This window comes from Actinoplanes sp. NPDC020271, from assembly GCF_044388125.1.
Taxonomy (GTDB): domain Bacteria; phylum Actinomycetota; class Actinomycetes; order Mycobacteriales; family Micromonosporaceae; genus Actinoplanes.
Genome location: NZ_JBIRWQ010000024.1, coordinates 107,154 through 126,278, shown reverse-complemented (window position 1 = coordinate 126,278; position 19,125 = coordinate 107,154). Strand labels below are relative to the sequence as shown.

The window sequence follows — 19,125 nt, the reverse complement described above, 5'->3', positions numbered from 1 at the left end:
GGCAGGCGAGTGCCGCGCGTTCGGCGAGTTGCGCGGCGTCAACGTCGACGCGTGGCCGCCGCCCGGGGTCGGCGGCGGTGGGCGGGGGCCGCGCGTTCGGCGAGTTGCGCGGCGCCTACGTCGGCGCGTGGCCGCCACCTGGTCAGCGGCGGCGGGCGAGGGCCACGCCGACCAGGGCGACAGCGCCCCCGACGAGAGCCAGGAGGTGGGGGGTTTCGGACAGGGTCGGCCAGGCGAGCAGGATCGTCAGCGGTGGCACGAGGTAGGTCGTGACGCCCAGCCGGCCCGCGCTCATGTTGGCCAGGGCGTAGGCCCAGGTGCCGAACGCCAGCGCGGTCGGGACCAGGCCTAGGTAGATCACACCGGCGATCGAGCCGGCCGGGGCCGAGCGCAGGTCGCCGGCGAGACTGCCGGCGAACGGCAGCGTGACGATCATGCCGACGACGCAGGCCATCTGCGTGACCTGCAGGGCGGGCAGGCGGCGGAGCGTGGGTTTCTGCAGGGTGACGCCTACGGCCCAGGCGGCGGCGGAGATCAGGCAGAGGGTCACGCCGAGCGGGTCGGCGGAGGCGCCGCCGCGGCCCGCGAAGCCGATCAGCAGGACGCCGGCGAAGGCGACGCCGGCGCCGGTCAGGAGGCTGCGGGGGAAGCCCTCGCCGAGGAAGATCCCGGCCAGCACGGCGATCAGAATCGGTCCGACGTTGACCAGCATCGCCGAGGTACCGGCGTCGAGGCGCTGCTCGGCGGCGTTGAGGGTGACGTTGTAGAGGCCGAACCAGATGACGCCGACGCCTGCGACCCGGACCCATTCACGGGCGGTCGGCCGGACCCAGGTGCGGGTCGCGAGGACCGCGATGGTAAGCGCCACCGCGCCGGTCGCGAGGCGTCCGAGAGCGAGCGAGCCCGCGGAGAAGTGTGCGTGGACGGCGCGGATGGCCACGAACGCGGACGCCCAGGCGGTGACCGTGATCACGACGGCGGTGAGGACGGTGATCGAGGGGCGGACGCGGTCGTCGGGCACAGCGGAGACGGACATGGGCACACCGTAGAGCCGTGACTGTTCGGCCGCCGCCGCAATATGCGCGGCGGCGGCCGAGGCACCCCCAGGAGCGGCCGAGGCACCCCAGAAGCGGCCGAGGCATCCTAGAAGAAGCCGAGGCACCCTAAAAGCAGCGTGTCGCCCGAAAGCTGCCGGAGCACTCAAAACGGCGGAGAGATCAGGACGCTCTCGATCCGAGGAGGGCGCTGAGCCCGCCGGCCCGCTGAAGTTTCTGCCAGCCGAGCCGGATCCCGCCCACGGCGGCGAGCGTCGACTGGATCAGCACCAGATACATGAGCTGGCGATAGACGAACTGCTGGATCGGTACCCGCCACAGCGGCTTCAGCGACTCCTTGTCCAGCCGGAACGCGTAGGCGGTGCTGAGGATCTGCGTGGCGAGCATGGCGAGCCATGCCACGATCGTCTCGACCGGGTCGAGGAAGAGCAGCCCGTAGATCAGGAACACGTCGATCAGCGGTGACAGCAGGGGCATCAGCGTCTGGAACAGCGCGAGGTTGAGCAGGCCGCGGCGTCCGAAGCTGCCTTTCTCGACGAGCGCCCCGCGGTGTTTCCACATCGCCTGCATGGTCCCGTAACTCCACCGGTACCGCTGCCGCCACAACTGCGAGACGGTCCGTGGCGCTTCGGTCCAGGCCCGCGCCTGCTCCTCGTAGACGACCCGCCAGCCGGCTCGCACGATCGCGATCGTCAGGTCGGTGTCCTCGGCCAGGGTGTCGTCGCTGAGGCCGTCGACCTGCTTCAATGCGGCGGTGCGGAAGGCACCGACCGCTCCGGGCACGGTCGCCATGCAGCCCATCACGTCGTGGGCGCGACGGTCGATGCTGAACCCGACGACGTATTCGATGTGCTGCCAGAGCGCGATCATCCCGGTTCGGTTGGCGATCTTCGCGTTGCCGGCGACCGCCCCGACGCGGTGGTCGGCGAACGGCTGCACCAGGTGGCGCACGGTGTCGGGTTCGAACACGGTGTCGCCGTCCATCATGACGACCACCTCGGTGTCCGCGGCCGCGATGCCGGTGTTGAGCGCGGCCGGTTTGCCGCTGTTCGGCTGCCAGATCACCGTGACGTTGCGGTAGCCGAGCGATTCGGCGATCTCGGCCGTCCCGTCTGTCGACCCGTCGTCGACCACGATGATCCGGATCGGATGGGTGCTCGCCGCCAGCGATCGCACCGTGTCGGCGATGCATTCTTTTTCGTTGTACGCCGGAACGACCACCGTGACCGGTTCGGTATAGGCCGGACCCCACACGTGCCCGCTCCGGGCACGCCGCGCGTGCCGCCGTCCGAGCACCAGCATCATCAGCAGCCGGGCGACCGTGAGGACGCCGAAGACCAGCAACAACACCGTGAACCAGATCGACACGTTCTCGGCGATCTGCACCGCCCCGACGATCCCCGAGCCGAGCAGACGCTCGTTGGTGGTCGCGGCCGGGTTGACCGTGTCCATTCCGGAGGTCGCGGCGACGGTGGTGAACGTGTAACCGGCCGCCTTGAGTGCCGGGATCACTCTCTCGAGGGCTTCGACGGTCAGCGAACGGTCGCCACCACCGTCGTGGAAGAGCAGGATCGCGCCGGAGCCGTCGTCGGGCGTGACCGCGTCGACGATGTCGTCGACCGTGACGTCGGCCTCCCAGTCGCGGCTATCCAGGTTGTTGACGACGGTCAGGTAGCCGCGCTCACCCATGTCCTGCATGACCGCCCAGTTGTTGTTGTCGAGGGCGGCGACCGTCGACGAGTAGGGTGGCCGGAAGATCACGCTGGTCACGCCCGCGGCGCCGGCGAGCGCGAGCTGCGTCTCCTCCATTTCGACGGTACGGCGCCACTCGCTCGTGCCGGAGAGCTCCGGGTGCGTGAACGTGTGAATGCCGATCTCGTTGCCGGACTCGGCGACCTCCTTGACGACGTCCGGGTACTCCGCGATCTGCGAGCCGATCATGAAGAATGTGGCCGGGACGTCGTACTTCTGCAGGACCTCGAGGATCTCCGGGGTGTAGTCCGGGTTCGGGCCGTCGTCGAAGGTCAGCACGATCTGCTTGTCCGGGACGGAGACCGTCGTGGTCGTGGTGCCGTCGGTCTGGATGATCGGGCCGCCCTCGAGTGCCTCACCCGGGACCTGATCGGTCTGCGACGTGGAGGCGGTCGCGCCGTCCTGGGTGAATTCGCCCTGGACCAGGCCGTTCACCAGCAGAATGCTGGCGAACAGGCTGATCAGCACGGCGAAGACGATCCAGCGTGGTTTCGGCACCCGGATTCTTCGCGGTTCCTTCGGCACATTTTTCCTTTCTGTGGACAGGCATTCCCATAGGGCGATCAAAGGAAGCGATGTCACCATCCGGCGATGGACCCGATTCGTCGCTGCCTGATCTGTCTCTCAGCCGCGCTAACTCTGCTCGTGAGCGCGTGCAGTTCCGCCGATCCCGTTGTCGTCACGCCGAGTGCCGTGCCGAGTACCGCTCCGAGCGCGGCTGCGGCCGAGTTCGCGGTAGCGCCCTATCTCGATGTCGTCAGCGGGACGGCGGATGTCGCCGCGATTCACGCGGCAACGGGACTCTCGGATTTCACGCTCGCATTCCTGCTCGCTGACAAGGCGGGGACGTGCACGCCGACGTGGGGCGGCACGAAAGCGCTCACCGACAGCGCTGTTCAGGCCGAGATCGCGAAGATCACGGCGCTCGGCGGGCAGGCGGTCATTTCCACCGGCGGGGCGACCGGCACGTATCTCGAGCAGTCCTGTGATGCGACGGAACTGGCTACGGCGTACGGGAAAGCCCTGGATCTTGCCGGGAGCAATCACCTGGACGTCGACATCGAGCAGGACGTCGACGTCACCACCGTGATCAGCGCGCTGACCAGCCTGCAGCAGTCGCGTGACGCCGAGATCACGTTCACCGTTCCGGTCGGGACGGCCGGGCTGACCGACGGGGGTGTCTCCCTGCTGCGCGCGGCTGCGGCGGCGAACCTGCAGGTCAACGTCAACGCGATGGTGATGAACTTCGCAGCGGGTGGCGACTGGGGGACGGCGATGGTGACCGCGACCGAGGCGGTCCGCGGCGATCTCGCCGCTGTCTGGACAGGTCTGAACGCGGCGCAGATCTACGGCATGCTCGGGGTGACGCCGATGATCGGCGTCAATGACACCGGGGCGGTCACGACGATCGACGACGCGCGGACTCTCGCCGGATATGCCCGCGAGAACGGGCTCGGATTTCTGCGCTTCTGGTCGGTCAATCGGGACAACGGTGATTGCGCCGCGGGCACGCTGAGTGGTACTTGCAGCGGGATCTCGCAGGACGAATACGCGTTCACGTCGCTTTTCACCGGATAGCCGGATCACCGCGGGCCGCCCGGCGCACCCATCGGGCCGGGATTTCGGGAACCGGGCGGCGCCGAGGCCGGAGTCGACGCCTTCGCCGTGGTGGTCGCGGGTTTCGTGGCGGTAGCGGTGGCCGTTGCCGTGGCGGTGCTCGACACGGTCGCTTTCGTCGTGAGTTCCGCCGCCGGTGCCTGGACGACACTGGCTATCACCACGCCGATGTAGGCGAGCGCACCGAGCGCGGCCGCCCCGCCGAACAGCGCGAGAATCCGCTTCCGCCGTCCGCTGGAATCGACGAACACCTTCGTCCCGTCGGATTCGTTGAGTCTGGTAGACGCGTAGATCATCGCGCTGGTCCCTCCCGGACAGAGCAAATTTCTTCCCGGCAGCAACCTAGGAATGCAATCTGGGCGGGAACTGTGCCGGCCCCCAGTGCGTTCTGTGCAAAATTGTGACCCTTCGTATCCGTGGCGATTACCGCATTTGCGGAGCAATTCTGCGATCATGCGGCATGACCGTTCTCCGCACGGTGCACACCGCCGACCTGACCGCGGGCGACCGCGCCCGGATCCGCGCCCTGCTGGACGAGGCCTTCGGTGGCTGTTTCGACGACCACGACTGGAACCATTCGCTCGGTGGCCAGCACATTCTGGTCAGCGTGGACGGCACCCTGATCGCACACGGATCGGTCGTTCAACGACAGTTTTTACATCGAGGAATGTCACTGCGATGTGGCTATGTCGAGGCGGTCGCCGTGCAACCGGCCCACCGCCGCCGCGGGTGCGCCTCGGCCGTCACGGCCGAGGCCGAACGCCTCATCGATCATGCCTACGACCTGGGCGCACTCTCCGCGTCCAGGGCCGCCGGCAACCTCTACCGCGGCCGCGGCTGGCAGCCCTGGCCGGGCGGCACCGCGGCTCTGACCCCGTCCGGCGTGACCCGCACCCCCGACGACGACGGCAGCACGCTGATCCGCCGCGTGCCGGGCGGCGCATCACTCGACGAATTCGCCCCGATCATCTGCGACTGGCGTGACGGCGACGTCTGGTGACCCGATCCGCCGCGCCATTTCCGCCACCGGCAGCGCCGGATTCGCCGCCGCCGATCCGCACAGTTCCGCATCATCGAGAAGAGCAATTATTTCCCGTACGGGCATGAGCGGTGACCGTGCGACGGCCCATCGCACCGATTCGTCCGGGTCACCGAGCAGGCGCTGCAGGACCCGCGGGTCGACCTGCGGATCGCGGGCGGCGAGCAGGCGGGCGTGCGGACGCGCGTCCTCGGCGAAGCGGGCCAGGCCGGCCGTCGGCGGCAGGTGCGGATTGTGGGCGAGATCGGTCAGGTCGTATTCGTCGCCCTCGGCCAGGACCCAGGCCATCAGCTCGTCGTCGAGCGGCCCCCGCAGGATCGTGGCGCGGTCGTAGCCACGGCTGCCGTTCAGGTCGCCGAGACTCCACGGCCGGCCGGGCCCGACCGGCTCATCGGGCATTTCGTCGCGCAGGTCGGGCTCCACCCGCCGCCGCACGTACGGATCCCGGTCGCCGAGCAGCCGCAACCGGATCTCCGGACCGCCCGCGCCGTTCGCGCCGAGAGCCGCGCGCACCCACGGATCCGGGTGCCGGGCCATGGCGGTCACGGCGGCATCGGCCAGCGGCCGGCGCTCGGCCAGACCGGTCGCGGCCGGGCCGCCGTGGACCCGGATCAGGGTCACCAGGAGGTCGTCGGGGAGCGCGGGATTGACGGCGAGGCCTTCCAGAATCGCGTCCGGTGGCGGGAACCGCGGCCAGCGACGCTGCTCTGACAGGGATCGGGGTCGGGCCCTACCCGCGTACATCCACACTCCTGACGGATCGACGTAGGTGTCAGCCTAGGCATATGTATGCGCAGGTCAAGAGGGGTGTTCACCCGATCGGCGGGTGACCCGGGGGTCGGGTAGGCTGGATTCGGACCCGCTGTCGAGGCCGCCCGGCCCGTCCCCGCGACGGGGGCGCTGACCGTCCGTACCCCCTGATTGGCCTGCTCCGAGGCTTGCCGTGAGGGAAACGCGGGGTTCCGCGCCGCAGGCGCAGGGGGTTCGAGCCCCACGTTCGTCGGGGGACGCGGCGGCGGGCACAATGGGAGGGTTGTTGCCGTGGGGATGTCAGGAGGAGCGGTGGCGCTAGAAGAACGGCCGGAGAGGTGCGTCGTCGCGGTCGACGGCCCGTCCGGATCGGGCAAATCCACCGTCTCGCGGCGACTGGCCACCACGGTTGACGGCGTCTACCTGGACACCGGTGCGATGTACCGCGCGGTGACCTGGGCCGTCCTGCAGGCCGGGGCGGACCTGACCGACCCGGACGCGATCACCAAGATCGCCCTGGAGACCGAGCTGTCGATCGGCACCGACCCGCAAGCGCCGCATTTCGCCGCGAACGGGACGAACGTCGACGCGCCGATCCGCGGCCCCGAAGTCACCGCCGCCGTCTCCGCCGTCGCCGCGGTCCCGGCCGTGCGCAAACACCTCGTCGCGCTGCAGAAAGCGGTGATCGCGGCGCACCCGCGGATCGTCGTCGAAGGCCGCGACATCGCGTCGGTCGTCGCGCCCGACGCCGACCTCAAGGTCTACCTGACCGCGTCCGCCGCCGCCCGCGCGCAACGGCGCAGCGCCGAGGACGCCACCGACGTCACCGCCACCGAGGCGGACCTGGCGCGCCGCGACAAGCTGGACTCCAGCCGCGCCACCGACCCGCTGCGCCAGGCCTCCGACGCCATCGAGGTGGACACCACCGGAATGGGCATCGACGAGGTCGTGCAGCACATTCTCGCACTGCTGAACAGCAAGGTAAGTAAGTGACTGACTTTCCCGCCGGGCTCGACATCAACGATTTCGAAGGCGGGTTCGACTTCGCGTCAACAGAATCCGCCGTCGACGACGACTCCTACTCCGGCCCGGTGCCGGTGGTCGCCGTCGTCGGTCGCCCCAACGTCGGCAAATCGACGCTGGTCAACCGCATCATCGGCCGCCGCCAAGCGGTCGTCGAGGACGTCCCGGGCGTGACCCGCGACCGCGTCCCCTACGACGCGCAGTGGACCGGCCGGCGATTCACCGTCGTCGACACCGGCGGCTGGGAACCCGACGCCAAGGACCGGGCCGCCGCCATCGCCGCCCAGGCCGAGATCGCGGTACAGACCGCCGACGTGGTGATCTTCGTGGTCGACGTGACGGTCGGCGCCACCGACGTCGACGAGGCCGCGGTCAAGATGCTGCGCCGCAGCCACAAACCGGTGATCCTCGTCGCCAACAAGGCCGACAACCAGAACCTCGAACTCGAGGCGGTGTCGCTCTGGTCACTCGGCCTCGGCGAACCGCACCCGATCTCCGCGCTGCACGGCCGCGGCTCCGGCGACCTGCTCGACGACATCCTCGAAGCGCTCCCGCCGACCCCGCCGATCATCGAAGGCGCCCCGCGCGGCCCCCGGCGCATCGCCCTCGTCGGTCGCCCCAACGTCGGCAAATCCAGCCTGCTCAACCGGATCGCCAAAGAGGAACGCGCCGTCGTCGACTCGGTCGCCGGCACCACCGTCGACCCGGTCGACAGCCTCGTCGAGATGGACGGCGAGATCTGGCAGCTCGTCGACACGGCCGGCCTGCGCAAACGAGTCCACCAGGCCTCCGGTACGGAGTACTACGCCGCACTGCGCACCGCCGGAGCCGTCGAAGCCGCCGAAGTCGGTGTCGTCCTCCTCGACGCCGGCGAAGTCATCAGCGAACAGGACCAGCGCGTCATCTCCCAGGTGATCGAATCCGGTCGTGCCCTCGTCATCGCCTTCAACAAGTGGGACCTCGTCGACGAAGACCGCCGGTTCTACCTCGACAAGGAAATCGACCGCGACCTCAAACGGGTGACGTGGGCCGTCCGCGTCAACATCTCCGCCAAAACCGGCCGCGCCGTCGACAAACTCGCCCCCGCCGTCCGCCGCGCCCTCAAGTCGTGGGAACAGCGGATCCCCACCGGTGCCCTCAACCAGTGGCTGACCGCCCTGACCCAGGCAACCCCTCATCCCGTACGCGGTGGGCGCGCCCCCCGAACACTCTTCGCCACCCAGGCCGGAGTCGCCCCGCCGCGCTTCGTCCTGTTCACCACCGGCCCGTTCGACGCCGGGTACCTCCGCTTCATCGAACGCAAACTCCGCGAGGAGTTCGGCTTCGAAGGCACCCCCATCGAGCTGTCCGTCAAACCCCGCAAGAAGACGGGGCCGGGGGGTCGCGGGAAAGCGCATGGGTGAGGTTGGTAAGCTTTAGGAGATGTCGCGCCGGGCTGCGGTTCGGGGCGGGATCGGGCTGTAGCGCAGCTTGGTAGCGCACTTGACTGGGGGTCAAGGGGTCGCAGGTTCAAATCCTGTCAGCCCGACAATCTTGAAGGGCCGCTAGCTAGGGTATAAACCCTGGTCAGCGGCCCTTCTGTCATTCTGCTAGATCCGAATATTCCTACTAGGCTGCCCGGATTTGGGGACCGCTTGGGGACCGGGGCGCCTTCAGATGGGCGCTGAGGGCGTCTCCCGCCTCGTTGATCGAGCGCTGATCCGGGTGCAGGTACCGCTGTGTGGTGGTCAGCGATCCGTGTCCGGCGATCTTCCGTAGGACGTGCACCTTCACGCCCGCGTCGGCGAGCCAGGTCAGGCCGGTGTGCCGCAGGTCGTGCCGACGCAGGTGCTCGTAGCCCAGCGCGGCGACCACCTCGTCCCAGTGCGTGGCGTCGCGCAGTACCGCCGTGCTGATCCGGCCGCCGCGCGGTCCGGTGAACAGCCGTGCGTCCGGGCCTGCCGCCGAGGCAAGCCGCTCGCTCACCATCGGCCGGACCTCTTCGATGATCGGCACCTTGCGAGCACGCTTGCCCTTGGTGCCCTTGTCGATCAGACCGCCCGGTCCCGGTGTGGTCTGCCGGCGCACGGTCCACGTCCACGTTGCCCGGTCGATGTCCCCGGCCCGGACGCCGGACACCTCGCCGATCCGGGCGGCCGTGCAGGCAGCGAAGGTGACGATGTGCCCCCATCCGGTGAAGTGGCCGCGCGAGCGAGCGACGAGGGCGTCCGCGAGGGTGGTCAGGGCCTCCCAGCTCGGCAGGGCGAGCGTGCGCGGGTCGTCCAACTCGTCCTCGGCCTGCTGGTACTCGCGCTGCCAGCCCTTCACGTGCGCGACGTTGTGATCCACGATGCCGTCACGCTTGGCCTGTTCGAGCACCCTGACCAGGATGGCAAGGGTGTTCTTGACGGTGGATCGGCTGCACTCGTCCTCGATCCACGAGTAGACAGCTCGGTCCACGACGCCGTTGGTGATCGCGGCCGTGGAGATGTGGCCGAGGGTCGGCACGACGCGCAGGCGCCACCCCGCGAGATACGGATCAAGGGTCTTGCGCTCCAACCCTCGGGTCGCCAGGGGCATCACGTTCTCGCCGTACTCGGCGAGGCACTGGGTAGCGGCGGCGGGGTCGATCCCGCCCTGTGCCGCTTGGATCATGCTCTTGATCCATTCGTCGGCCTCGTCACGGGTCTCCGTCGACTGCGACTTGGACCGGCGGTCCCCGGTTGTGGGGTCGATCCAGCGCACGCGAGCCTTGTAGGGCTTGGGTCGCCCGGCGCGGTACTCCACGTCGGACTTGACTGAAACAGTGAGGGGCGGGTGTTGTGCTGTGCTGCTCACGCTGCCTCCGGAGTGACGCGACGGCTCGCCAGCCACGCCCGTACGTCCTCGATCGCGTACATGATCACGCGCTCGGACAGGGCGATGAACGGCGGTCCCTGGATCGGACGGGCGGTACGCCAGCGGCGCACGCTGGACGGGTCGACGCGCAGCATGCGCGCCAGCTCCTCGGTGGTGATCAGTTCGGCCTCTGCGGCGGTCGTGTCGATGCTGTCGACGGCCCTGAGTCGCACGGTGACGGCCTCCCGGTGCTGCGGTGCGGTGATGGCGAGGGTGTGGGGGTCGATGTCTCTGCGGCCCTGTGCGCGGCCCGCTGAGAGCCGTTCTGAGCCAAGATCTCGGCTCGCCTGGTGTGTTCCTATGCATGTCGCCCTGATCGTGCCGCTATCTCCCTGTTTCAGCCAATCTCCCATGATCAGTCATCCCCCTCACAGTCACTGGCCGTGTCACCGTCGTTTTCGCAGGTCAGCGCGGGTTGAGTGACGGCAGTGACAGGAGTGACACCGGTGACACCGGGTACGCGGTACCGGCCGCCCGGTTCGGCGGCGAGCTGCCCATCGGCGAGCATCCGCGAGCACGTCTGCCGCACGGTCGCCGCCTTGAGCCCTACGGCGCTGGCGATGCCCGCCGGAGTGCTGCCAGGCGTTGCCCGCAGGAACCGCAGGATCGCGGCGCGGGTCTCGCCGACCTGGTGGTCCTCGGCCGGACCGTCGAGCATCTGCCAGGCACCGACAGCGGGGTCGAAGCTCAGGGCGTACTCGTTCTCGTCGACGTCGCGGCCGGTGACGTGCAGGACGCCGTCACCCTGGTTGCGCGCCCGCTTGAGCACGAGGGTCGCGTCGGCGGCCCCGGCGAGGCCGTTGGTGCCGGAGACTTCGGTGAGGAAGTCGTCGGATCCAGCCTTGCGCACGTGGTGGACCAGCACGAACGCGACGCCGTAGTCATCGGCGACCTTCTTCGCCCGGCCCACGGCGGCGTAGTCCGCGTCGTACGCCGATGCGCCGGGAGCGGAGTTGCCCCGGAGCTTGGCGAACACGTCGATGATGACCATCCGCGCGGCCGGGTTGCGGTCGAGCCACGCGGCGATGGCCTGGTCGCCGCCCTGCGGCAGCGGCGGGCACTCGGTGGCCAGGGTGAGCCCTGCCGGGGCCTTACGCTGGCCGAGGACCTTGGACAGCCGCGATTGCAGCCGCCGGGCGGTGTCCTCCAGGGCAAGGTACAGGACCGGCCCGGCCTCGACCGGGATCGAGCCGAACGCCTTGCCGCCGAGGGCGACGTCGACGCCGAGGCCGAGCGACATCCAGGACTTGCCGACCTTGGGCGGGCCGCACAGCAGGTTGACGCCCTCGGACAGCACTCCGGGCACGGCCCACTTGGGCGGGGCGAACTCCATCGCCATGATGTCGGCGGCCGACCAGGACGTGCGGATCCGGGCGGGCCGCGTCTGCTCGGGCGACAGGACCTCGGCGGCGTCGTCCGGCCCGGCGACGTGCAGGCTCGGGCGGTCGGGCCGTTCGGCCGGCACGCGGCTCATGCGGCCACCGTCCGGGGACGCTTCGCACCGGCCGTGAAGCCGGAGCGGATCGTGCGGCGGATCTCGAACGGGGACAGCCCGATCGACAGCGCCGTCTCGGTCAGCAGCGCCTCGGCCTGTTCGGCGGGCAGCGCTCCCCCGGCGGCGAGCTGGCCGAGGGCGACCGCGGACACGTAGAGCGTGTGGTTGCGCTCGCCCTCGGCCGCGTGCCGGAGGTGGTCGAGCTGGCGGCCGATCGCGGCGTCCAGGTAGGCACCGGCCCGGCCGCCCGGCAGGTCGACCAGAACCGGGCGTTGCGGCGGCAGCGGCGCCGGGGCGAGACGTTCGGCGAGCCAGCCGGGCAGGTCGGCGACCGGCAGGTCACGGGCGACCGTGTACGGCCGTCCGGCGACGGTGCTCCCGGCCGCGACGACGTAGCCGCCGTGGGCGCGGGTGTCGACTAGCCAGCCGAGGCCGTTGCCGCGCGCCCCGGCCGTGTTGCGCAGGGCTGGACCGGCGGCCGGGTGCCGGAAGTACAGGTGGACGCCGCCCCTCCCCGTGGTCACGGCGTGGGTGTCGGACGGGAACGGCTGTCCGGCGGTGGCGCACAGGTCGGCGAGCACGTCGACGCCGTCGGTCGCGGTCGGGTGCGGGCAGCCCGGCGGCGGGGTCTGGTCGGGCTTGGCCACGTCCAGGTCGACGACGACCAGGCCGGACGGGCCGCAGGCGATGCCGACGCCGTACGGCGTGCTGGCCCAGCCGCGCCGGATCCGGTCGGGGTCGATGGTGGCGCGCTGCTCCCAGCCGGTGTGTCCGTCGCGGCAGCGCCGGTCGGTGCCGGTGCAGGCGTCGGCCGGGTGGTCGGGGAAGGCGGGCCGCTTGTCGTCGGGCCGCAGGGGGAAGACGTGCCAGCCGCGCGCGGCGGCGGCGAGGGCCGTCTCGCGCAGGGTTGCGGTGTCGGGCATGGTGTTCGGCCTCCCGGTGTCGGGTGTGGACAGGAAGATTTGCGGTGGAGGTAGTGGAGCTCCACGGGTCGGACGGGAAATCCTGCGGTCCGGCATGGCTGCCTCGGCGCAGGCGGCGCAGTAGCGGGGCTTCTCCCACCGGGCGACCGTGAGCGGCTGGCCGGAGACGGTGTCCTCGGCGGCGATGGTGCGGTCGCAGATGTGCGGGTAGGGCGATTCGGCCGGCACGAGGCGGCCGAGGGCCTTGCTCGCGGCGATCCAGTGCCCGCCGGTCATCGGCCCGGCCGTGCGTCGTGGCAGGTCAGGCACTCGCCGAGCGATCGTGGGATGTAGTAGCCGCGCACCTCACGGCAGGTCGGGCAGGTGCGGCGGGCGCGCAGCGCGGCCGAGATCGCGCGGCGCTGCGCGGGGCTGGCGGTGCGCTTCGGGCGGGCGAGGTCGAGCCGGTACAGGTAGGCCGCGCGCTCGCCGCCGACACCGCGCCAGAGAACCTGCGCGGCGACCGGCTGCCCGCCGGGCCGCAGGCCACGCGCGGTGAGCTGCCGCCGGGTGGCGTAGCCTTCCGGCGCACCCTGCCACCAGTACGTCGGGATCCCGTACCGGTCGCCCTCGGGATCGAGGTAGGCGGCCCGGATCCGCGACATCAGGCGGCCCTCCGGCCGATCGCGGGCTGCTGGTCGGCCCGGCCGCGCAGGGCGGCGGGCCGGATCGCGGCGACGGCGGCCAGCAGCTCGCGGCACAGGTGCAGCACGGTGCCGAGCTGGCGGCGGGCGGTGTCCTCGGTGCGGGCGAGCGGGACGCGGATGCGGATCTCGGCGTAGTCGACCTGGTCGGCCCGGACGCGGGTGATGACGGCCCGGCCGCCGACGGGTCCGTCGGCGATCAGCTCGGCCGAGCGGTGCACGTCGACGCCGCAGCGGTGATCGGCGGCGCACCATCCGGTGTGCGGCGTCTCGGCCCGCTGGATCCGGGCCATCGTGCGGGCGCTCATCGGGTGCCCTTGCCGTGGATCTCGCGCAGGCTGTTGATGATCCGGCGGCCAACACGCAGGCGGCGTCCGTCGCCGTGGCAGCGGCGGCAGAGACCGAACGCCTTGCCGAACGGCGAGCGGCGCTTGCCGGTGCCGTGGCACTTCCGGCAGGCTCCGAACGGCCAGAGCCAGCAGCCGAGGGCGTAACCGAGCGTGACCAGGGCGAGGGCGAGGATCAGGACGCCGATCATGGTGGTTTCGGTGGTTGCGGTCGCGGCGAGGACAGGCACAGCAAGCCTCCAGAGGGCGTTTTTGGGTGTGAAGGGCTGGCGGCGCAACCCGCGACCGGTCAATATCCGTGCTGACCAGGCCGGTCGCGGGTTGAGTCGCGTAGGCGCGACCGGTCGCGGGCGAGCCGCGACCTGTCAGGCGGCCTTGCGGCGGGCGATCGCGGCGTCGATGTCGTCGGCCTTAGCTCCCTTGAGGGCCTTGCCGGACCGCTTCACATCTACGCTGCGTACACCGAACGACCGGACCTGAGCCGAGATCGATTCAGCGGTGATGTCCGCGTACGCCTCCGGGATCCGGTCGGCGAGGCGGGCCGCGATCTCTTCCCACTGCGCGCCGGTCTCGCCGCGCTCGATCACCGAGCGGACATCGGCGAGCACGTCGCGGATCTCGCGGGCGACGTCCTCCCCGGCCGCCATCCCGGACAGCGTCCCGGCGTCCTCGCGCAGCTTGCGGGCGGCGATCAGGATCTTCTCCGCGTCGTCAGCGTCGGCGAGGTACGTGCGCACCGTCGGCGTCGCGTCGGATGCGCCGCGCAGGATCCCGACGCCCTTGTAGGAGGGCAGCAGCGTCGACGAGTCGTACCCCTCGGAGTTCGCACCCGCGCCGAGGACCAGGTCAGAGACGTTCCACGAGCCGGTACGCAGGGAGAACCGGACCTGATGGTTGTCACGGAAGCTGATGAACTGCGTGGCGACCTGCCCGCCACCGACACCCGAGGGCCGCTGGGTGGCGTCGACGAACATCACCCCGGCCGCCGGGGCGACCTTGACCAGGTAGACCAGCAGAGACGCGATCTCCTTGCTGATGTCGCCGAGGTCGAAGTACTCCTGGAACTCGTCCAGGAACACGGCCCGGACCGGCATCTTGTACTTCGGGTCACGGGCGATCTCGCGGGTCAGCTTGCCCTCGGGGCAGATGTCGACCGGCAGCTTGGACAGCCGCTCGTACCGGTCCTGCACGTCGGCCTTGATCTCGCGCAGGGCTTCGAGCACGATCTCGCCGGGGTCGCCGTCGCGGGTCATCGCCAGGCCGAACGCGCACCGGTCGGCGACCAGGGCGAACTTGCGCCAGTCCGGCTTGCCGCCACCGTCCAGGACGGTCAGCTTCACGTACGGGTCCAGGGCGGCGTACAGCGCCAGGGACCGGGCGGCGAACGTCTTACCCTGCCGGGGCTGCGCGCCGATCAGGATGCTGTTCCACAGCAGGTCGACGGCGACCTTGTTGCCGCGCTCGTCCAGGCCGAACGGGGCAGGCTGCCAGATGTCCGTGGCCTTGCACCGCAGCAGCGGCGTACGCCCGGCGCCCTGCGCGAGCGGGTCTCGGTCGGCGACCCACAGCGTGTGCCGCCGGTGCGAGCTGGGGTCGCGGGTGATGAAGACCTGCGACACCGCGACGTCCAGGCCCGAGGCGATCGCGCCGCGTGCCTTGACCGCGTCGTCGAACGTCTTGCCGTACGGCAGGTCGATGCTGACCTGCGAGCCGGTGCCGGACGTGTCGCGGGCCATGGTCGAGCCGAACCCGATCTGCTGATGCGGCTTGTCCGGGTGCCCGAGCCCGGCGGCGTAGTACGCCCGAAGGATGATGTCCGGGTTCACCCGGCGGAACCGGCCGGAGACGGTGGCCGGGGTGATGATGCGCCGGTCCTCGGGGCGGCCGATATGCGCCAGAAACGCGACCATCAGGACCGTCGCCAGGACCAGCGCCCACACCGGGGCGACCGCGTAGAGAACCGGGCTGCCGACGCACACCGCGACCGCCTCGGCGGCGAGCACGATGCCGCGCCACATGCGGGTGGCCTTGACCTCGCGGTGCAGCTTGAGCCACATGCCGGGGTCGTTGGCGTCGGCGGCGGCCTGCCGCAGGCCGTACTGCTCGGTGACCCACCACCACTTGAGCTGGCGGCCGATCAGCCGGAACGCGCCGACCCCGGCCCAGAACGTGCCCAGGGTCGCGTACCAGGGCGAGCGGATCGCGTGGAACCCGGCGCGGTAGGCGGTCAGCTCGGCGGCCTGCGCGAGGCTGTGCCGGATGTTCGGCCACGTCGACCAGTTGGCCGGCACGATCGGCCGCTTCCCGGACGCGTCGACCGGCGGCGGCTCGACCGGCATCCCGCCGCGCTGCGGCGTCTCGTCCAGGTTGTGCTCGAAGTGCGTTCCCGCGTCGGCGGCCCGGCGGGTGGTGCGCTCGGCGTCCAGGTCGACGACCTCGGCGACGTCGGCCTCGGCGGCAGTCCAGTCGAAGTTCTCGGGTCCGTTGTTGGGGGTGTTCACAGCGGTGTCCTCCGGTCTCAGGCGGCGATCACGAGGGCGGCGACGAACAGGAACAGGTAGTGGAAGGACTGATCGAGGGCGTACGAGCCGGTGCCGAGCGACGGGTTGTCGTCGCGGCCGGGACGCGGGATGCCGAGGCGGTAGAACCGGCCCGCACCGCACAGGTCAGCAAGCCGCTTGAGCGGCGTGCGGCGGTCGGCGACGTAGTGCGTCACGGCCGAGATCGCGAGTCCAGCGGCGACCTTGCCGGGCGCGACGTCCAGGTCCGTCGACAGCGCCACGGCGGCGAGAGCGACCAGCGCGGCGAGGGTGTAGGTGGCGACGTGTGCGGCGCAGGCGATGCGGCCGGGCCAGCCGGGGCGGCCCTTGCAGTCGGCCTGGTGCTGGGTCTGGATCCAGTGGTCGGCGACCTGGTGAGCGACGTAGAGGGCGACGAACACGGCGGCGAAAGTGGCGGTCACGGCAGGTCCCCTCAGCTCGCGCTCGACGTGACGGTCTTGCGGCAGTCCGGGCAGTAGGTGGGGGCCTTGGCGTTGCCGTGGAGGGTGACCTGGCAGCCGCACGACAGGAGGATCCAGCGGGCGGCGAGGGTGACGCGGTGGGCGAGGTGCGCGATCATTGGGGCCTCTCCTTGAGGTCAGGAACCGAGGGGTTGAGGCCGGTGGCGCGGCGCTTGCTTGCAGGCTTGGGGCCGCGCCACCGGGCGAAGTCAGAACGGGCGCGGGGGCGGGGTCTCGTAGGCGAGAAGCGCGTTCAGCACGTCGGTCATGTGCTCGGCGATGTACTGCCGGTCGTAGTCCTCGTTGAGCCGGTCCTCGGCCCAGTCGCGCAGCGCGCCGATCTGGTTTCGCAGGGCGCTCACCTCGTTACGGTCCAGTTCGGCGTTCAGGTCTCCGGTGTTCATCGGTGCTCCTCTGGCGACTCGGGATCAGGCGGCGATCAGCGCAGGCGTTTCCGCAGCAACCGGGGCAAACGGTGACGCATCGGTGACGCGCTGAGCGGGCAGGTGACGCCGCGCGGTGGAGACGGACACACCGGCCTTGGCGGCGATCTCGGCGACGGTCGCGCCGGGCATCTTGGCGGCGGCCTTGGCAACCTTCTCGGCCGACGCGGGACGCGGCGTGACGCGCTTCGCAGGCGACGTCTTGACCGTCGGAACCGGGGCAGGCTCGGCGACGGTGACCGGGGCGGCGGGCGTCTGAGGTGCGATGACCTCGGCGGTGGCCGGGGCGGGCGATTCGGCCGGCACGGCGTCGTCGGCGAGGGCGCGGATCCGGCCGCCGATCTCGACCAGGCTGATCGACGCGACCACGATCAGGCCGTCCACGCTGAACGGCAGCAGGTAGGCCGACGAGTCAGCCTCGCCGTAGCGGGTGGCGACGCCGACCATGTGCCAGTACGACACCCACGCGGCGATGCCAGCGATCACGGCAGTCGCTCCCAGCCGGACGACGGACAGTCCGCCGCGCCGGGCCGGGATCCGGGAGATCAGCTCGACCGCCAGCAGCAGCGCCACCGGCGACCACGCCGAAATGGCCTGGCTGATCGGGTTGTCCGCAGCGTGCAGCACGTTGCCCGCCAGCGACGCCGCGATCCCGAGGCCGAACACGGCCCGGACGCCCCACCCGATGCGCTTGAGACGGTTGATGTCCTGCGTCATCACGCGGCCACCTTCCGGGCGACGGGACGCGCGGCCAGCTCGGCGGCGACGCGAGTCACGCGGGCCTCGGCCCGGCGCAACCGCCGCCAGTCCAGCGGCGACGGGCCGCCCTGGTCAGCGGCGTTGATCAGCGCGATCTCGGCGTCCAACAGGTCCAGCTCGGCAGCGATCAGCGGCCACTCGGCCTCAGCCGCCCGCAGGTCGGCGGCCGACGGACCGTCGGTGACCAGGCGAAGCTTCCTCACGGGATTTACCTCCAGCGATCGAACGAGGGGGAGCGGACTTTTTAGTCCGCATCACCGGCCTTATGAGTCCACACTGGGCCTTACGAGTCCGGTTGTCAAGGACCAAAAAGTCCGCGACACTGGATGCATGAGCGACGGCGTTGAGAACGTGACAGGGGCGGCCATTCGTCGCCGACGACTGGAGCTGGGCCTGTCGCAGGTACAGGTGGCAGAGGCGGCGGGCGTGAACATCCGGCAGATCCGCCGTTATGAGGCTGGCGACCAACAACCACTGCTGTCCGTCGGCGTGGCTATCGCCCGCGCGCTACGGATGAGCGTCCTTGAGTTGGTTGGAGAGGGGCCTAGCCAGCGGCTGAACCTCACTGGCGAGTGGTGGATGAGCTGGCAGACGAGCAGCGAAGGGCGCGACCAGGTCACGGCGCAAACCGTCCAGTTCATGCAGCAGGAAGACCTGATCACGATGCAGACCACATCGCGTGGCACGGTGGACGCAGGCGAGGACCGGCGGGTAGCCCTAACTGTCGAAGATGGGGGATACCACTGGCACGGTGAGCTGCGACTATGGGACAACCGTGTCTTGATCGGCTGGTATGCCGCGAACGACGGTGGTGTTGCGTCGAAGGGCAGCCTGTACTTCGGGCTTGCCGCTCACGGGGATAGCGCCCTCGGCATATGGACGGGCATGAGCCGCGACGGCGATCTGTTGTCAGGGTGGGGTGCTCTAGGCAAGACCGAGGATCAAGTTGTGAGGGTGGTCCGGGACCTCAAGGTCACCCGAGGTGTCAAGGCGTTGCGAACGGCAGCTGAGAGCGAAGGAGATCGAAGTGGCGACTGAACAGGTTGTGGCACTAACCACGACACCGACCGAGGAGGAGGGGCAGCAGCTTGCCCACAAGCTGGTAGAGGCCCGACTTGCCGCATGTGTTCAGGTGACCTCGAAGATCCGGGCGGTCTACCGCTGGAAAGGCGAGATCTACGACGAGCCTGAGTGGCAGCTCTGGATCAAGACTGCGGCGGACAAGGTCGATGACCTTGTCGCGTGGCTTCCGAAGAATCACAGCGGCGAAGTGCCTGAGTTGATCGTTTTGCCCATCACTGGCGGATGGAGCACCTACCTTGACTGGATCACCGCAGAGACCCGAGCCTGACAGGGGTCTG

General features: G+C 70.1%; 23 protein-coding genes and 1 tRNA gene. 7 read left to right on the top strand and 17 right to left on the bottom strand.

Annotated features, from left to right (window positions below; all coding sequences use genetic code 11):
• Positions 1-142 precede the first annotated feature (142 nt).
• Positions 143-1,036, bottom strand: a complete 894-nt coding sequence (locus ACH442_RS37255) for a DMT family transporter (protein WP_396342801.1) — start codon at positions 1,034-1,036, stop codon at positions 143-145.
• 181 nt (positions 1,037-1,217) lie between these two features.
• Positions 1,218-3,305 (bottom strand): bifunctional polysaccharide deacetylase/glycosyltransferase family 2 protein, encoded by a 2,088-nt coding sequence (locus ACH442_RS37250; RefSeq protein WP_396342800.1) that lies wholly within the window; start codon positions 3,303-3,305, stop codon positions 1,218-1,220.
• A 195-nt stretch (positions 3,306-3,500) separates the two neighbouring features.
• Here ACH442_RS37250 and ACH442_RS37245 point away from each other — a divergent pair, with 195 nt between their 5' ends.
• Positions 3,501-4,385: a glycosyl hydrolase gene (locus ACH442_RS37245; protein ID WP_396342799.1), complete on the top strand. Its 885-nt coding sequence runs from the start codon at positions 3,501-3,503 to the stop codon at positions 4,383-4,385.
• 5 nt (positions 4,386-4,390) lie between these two features.
• Here the strand turns inward: ACH442_RS37245 and ACH442_RS37240 are convergent, their stop codons facing one another.
• Positions 4,391-4,720: a hypothetical protein gene (locus tag ACH442_RS37240; protein WP_396342798.1), complete on the bottom strand. Its 330-nt coding sequence runs from the start codon at positions 4,718-4,720 to the stop codon at positions 4,391-4,393.
• 164 nt (positions 4,721-4,884) lie between these two features.
• Here ACH442_RS37240 and ACH442_RS37235 point away from each other — a divergent pair, with 164 nt between their 5' ends.
• Positions 4,885-5,424, top strand: a complete 540-nt coding sequence (locus ACH442_RS37235; RefSeq protein ID WP_396342797.1) for a GNAT family N-acetyltransferase — start codon at positions 4,885-4,887, stop codon at positions 5,422-5,424.
• On the opposite strand, the gene ACH442_RS37230 is transcribed toward ACH442_RS37235, so the two are convergent.
• On the bottom strand, positions 5,368-6,207 hold the full coding sequence (locus ACH442_RS37230; protein ID WP_396342796.1) for a hypothetical protein: 840 nt from the start codon (positions 6,205-6,207) through the stop codon (positions 5,368-5,370). The genes ACH442_RS37235 and ACH442_RS37230 overlap by 57 nt on opposite strands.
• Before the next feature lie 318 nt (positions 6,208-6,525).
• Between ACH442_RS37230 and cmk the strand changes: the two genes are divergently transcribed.
• The 3 genes from cmk (at position 6,526) to ACH442_RS37215 (ending at position 8,764) form a co-directional block, all read left to right on the top strand.
• Positions 6,526-7,206 (top strand): (d)CMP kinase, encoded by a 681-nt coding sequence (gene cmk / locus ACH442_RS37225; protein WP_396342795.1) that lies wholly within the window; start codon positions 6,526-6,528, stop codon positions 7,204-7,206.
• Positions 7,203-8,639: a ribosome biogenesis GTPase Der gene (gene der, locus ACH442_RS37220; protein WP_396342794.1), complete on the top strand. Its 1,437-nt coding sequence runs from the start codon at positions 7,203-7,205 to the stop codon at positions 8,637-8,639. Before cmk ends, der begins: the two co-directional genes overlap by 4 nt.
• A 51-nt stretch (positions 8,640-8,690) precedes the next feature.
• A tRNA-Pro gene (locus ACH442_RS37215) sits at positions 8,691-8,764 on the top strand.
• Positions 8,765-8,844: 80 nt separating this feature from the next.
• Here the strand turns inward: ACH442_RS37215 and ACH442_RS37210 are convergent.
• From ACH442_RS37210 to ACH442_RS37150, 13 genes are all read right to left on the bottom strand, one after another.
• Positions 8,845-9,960, bottom strand: a complete 1,116-nt coding sequence (locus tag ACH442_RS37210; protein ID WP_396342793.1) for a tyrosine-type recombinase/integrase — start codon at positions 9,958-9,960, stop codon at positions 8,845-8,847.
• Positions 9,961-10,049: 89 nt separating this feature from the next.
• Positions 10,050-10,286 (bottom strand): AlpA family transcriptional regulator, encoded by a 237-nt coding sequence (locus ACH442_RS37205; RefSeq protein ID WP_285691907.1) that lies wholly within the window; start codon positions 10,284-10,286, stop codon positions 10,050-10,052.
• A gap of 182 nt (positions 10,287-10,468) precedes the next feature.
• A complete protein-coding gene (locus ACH442_RS37200) occupies positions 10,469-11,587 on the bottom strand; it encodes an AAA family ATPase (RefSeq protein WP_396342792.1) in 1,119 nt (372 codons plus the stop codon).
• Entirely contained in the window at positions 11,584-12,807 is a 1,224-nt protein-coding gene (locus tag ACH442_RS37195) for a bifunctional DNA primase/polymerase (RefSeq protein WP_396342824.1), read from the bottom strand. The genes ACH442_RS37200 and ACH442_RS37195 overlap by 4 nt, the downstream gene beginning before the upstream one ends.
• Entirely contained in the window at positions 12,804-13,175 is a 372-nt protein-coding gene (locus ACH442_RS37190) for an RRQRL motif-containing zinc-binding protein (RefSeq protein ID WP_396342791.1), read from the bottom strand. The genes ACH442_RS37195 and ACH442_RS37190 overlap by 4 nt, the downstream gene beginning before the upstream one ends.
• Positions 13,175-13,522: a hypothetical protein gene (locus tag ACH442_RS37185; protein WP_396342790.1), complete on the bottom strand. Its 348-nt coding sequence runs from the start codon at positions 13,520-13,522 to the stop codon at positions 13,175-13,177. Before ACH442_RS37185 ends, ACH442_RS37190 begins: the two co-directional genes overlap by 1 nt.
• Positions 13,519-13,791, bottom strand: coding sequence for a hypothetical protein (locus tag ACH442_RS37180; protein WP_396342789.1), 273 nt, complete (start codon positions 13,789-13,791; stop codon positions 13,519-13,521). Before ACH442_RS37180 ends, ACH442_RS37185 begins: the two co-directional genes overlap by 4 nt.
• Positions 13,792-13,926: 135 nt before the next feature.
• A complete protein-coding gene (locus tag ACH442_RS37175) occupies positions 13,927-16,062 on the bottom strand; it encodes a cell division protein FtsK (protein WP_396342788.1) in 2,136 nt (711 codons plus the stop codon).
• A 17-nt stretch (positions 16,063-16,079) separates the two neighbouring features.
• A complete protein-coding gene (locus tag ACH442_RS37170; protein WP_396342787.1) occupies positions 16,080-16,523 on the bottom strand; it encodes a DUF3307 domain-containing protein in 444 nt (147 codons plus the stop codon).
• Positions 16,524-16,534: 11 nt separating this feature from the next.
• On the bottom strand, positions 16,535-16,681 hold the full coding sequence (locus ACH442_RS37165; protein ID WP_396342786.1) for a hypothetical protein: 147 nt from the start codon (positions 16,679-16,681) through the stop codon (positions 16,535-16,537).
• Between the two features lie 90 nt (positions 16,682-16,771).
• Entirely contained in the window at positions 16,772-16,966 is a 195-nt protein-coding gene (locus ACH442_RS37160; RefSeq protein WP_396342785.1) for a hypothetical protein, read from the bottom strand.
• A 24-nt stretch (positions 16,967-16,990) separates the two neighbouring features.
• On the bottom strand, positions 16,991-17,722 hold the full coding sequence (locus ACH442_RS37155; RefSeq protein ID WP_396342822.1) for a DUF2637 domain-containing protein: 732 nt from the start codon (positions 17,720-17,722) through the stop codon (positions 16,991-16,993).
• On the bottom strand, positions 17,722-17,967 hold the full coding sequence (locus ACH442_RS37150) for a DUF6284 family protein (RefSeq protein ID WP_396342784.1): 246 nt from the start codon (positions 17,965-17,967) through the stop codon (positions 17,722-17,724). The genes ACH442_RS37155 and ACH442_RS37150 overlap by 1 nt, the downstream gene beginning before the upstream one ends.
• A 127-nt stretch (positions 17,968-18,094) precedes the next feature.
• On the opposite strand from ACH442_RS37150, the gene ACH442_RS37145 reads away from it, so the two are divergent.
• Both ACH442_RS37145 and cutA read left to right on the top strand, forming a co-directional pair.
• Entirely contained in the window at positions 18,095-18,802 is a 708-nt protein-coding gene (locus ACH442_RS37145; RefSeq protein ID WP_396342783.1) for a helix-turn-helix domain-containing protein, read from the top strand.
• Positions 18,792-19,115, top strand: coding sequence for a divalent-cation tolerance protein CutA (cutA, locus tag ACH442_RS37140; RefSeq protein ID WP_396342782.1), 324 nt, complete (start codon positions 18,792-18,794; stop codon positions 19,113-19,115). The genes ACH442_RS37145 and cutA overlap by 11 nt, the downstream gene beginning before the upstream one ends.
• Positions 19,116-19,125 lie beyond the last annotated feature (10 nt).

Excerpts from the sequence above, each read along its gene's own strand:
- ACH442_RS37235 (WP_396342797.1), top strand. The coding sequence starts at position 4,885 with ATGACCGTTCTCCGCACGGTGCACACCGCCGACCTGACCGCGGGCGAC.
- ACH442_RS37230 (WP_396342796.1), bottom strand. The coding sequence starts at position 6,207 with ATGTACGCGGGTAGGGCCCGACCCCGATCCCTGTCAGAGCAGCGTCGC.
- ACH442_RS37200 (WP_396342792.1), bottom strand. The coding sequence starts at position 11,587 with ATGAGCCGCGTGCCGGCCGAACGGCCCGACCGCCCGAGCCTGCACGTC.
- ACH442_RS37145 (WP_396342783.1), top strand. The coding sequence starts at position 18,095 with ATGAGCGACGGCGTTGAGAACGTGACAGGGGCGGCCATTCGTCGCCGA.
- ACH442_RS37190 (WP_396342791.1), bottom strand. The coding sequence starts at position 13,175 with ATGTCGCGGATCCGGGCCGCCTACCTCGATCCCGAGGGCGACCGGTAC.
- ACH442_RS37240 (WP_396342798.1), bottom strand. The coding sequence starts at position 4,720 with ATGATCTACGCGTCTACCAGACTCAACGAATCCGACGGGACGAAGGTG.
- ACH442_RS37185 (WP_396342790.1), bottom strand. The coding sequence starts at position 13,522 with ATGAGCGCCCGCACGATGGCCCGGATCCAGCGGGCCGAGACGCCGCAC.
- ACH442_RS37155 (WP_396342822.1), bottom strand. The coding sequence starts at position 17,722 with ATGACGCAGGACATCAACCGTCTCAAGCGCATCGGGTGGGGCGTCCGG.
- ACH442_RS37195 (WP_396342824.1), bottom strand. The coding sequence starts at position 12,807 with ATGACCGGCGGGCACTGGATCGCCGCGAGCAAGGCCCTCGGCCGCCTC.
- ACH442_RS37165 (WP_396342786.1), bottom strand. The coding sequence starts at position 16,681 with ATGATCGCGCACCTCGCCCACCGCGTCACCCTCGCCGCCCGCTGGATC.
- ACH442_RS37255 (WP_396342801.1), bottom strand. The coding sequence starts at position 1,036 with ATGTCCGTCTCCGCTGTGCCCGACGACCGCGTCCGCCCCTCGATCACC.
- ACH442_RS37160 (WP_396342785.1), bottom strand. The coding sequence starts at position 16,966 with ATGAACACCGGAGACCTGAACGCCGAACTGGACCGTAACGAGGTGAGC.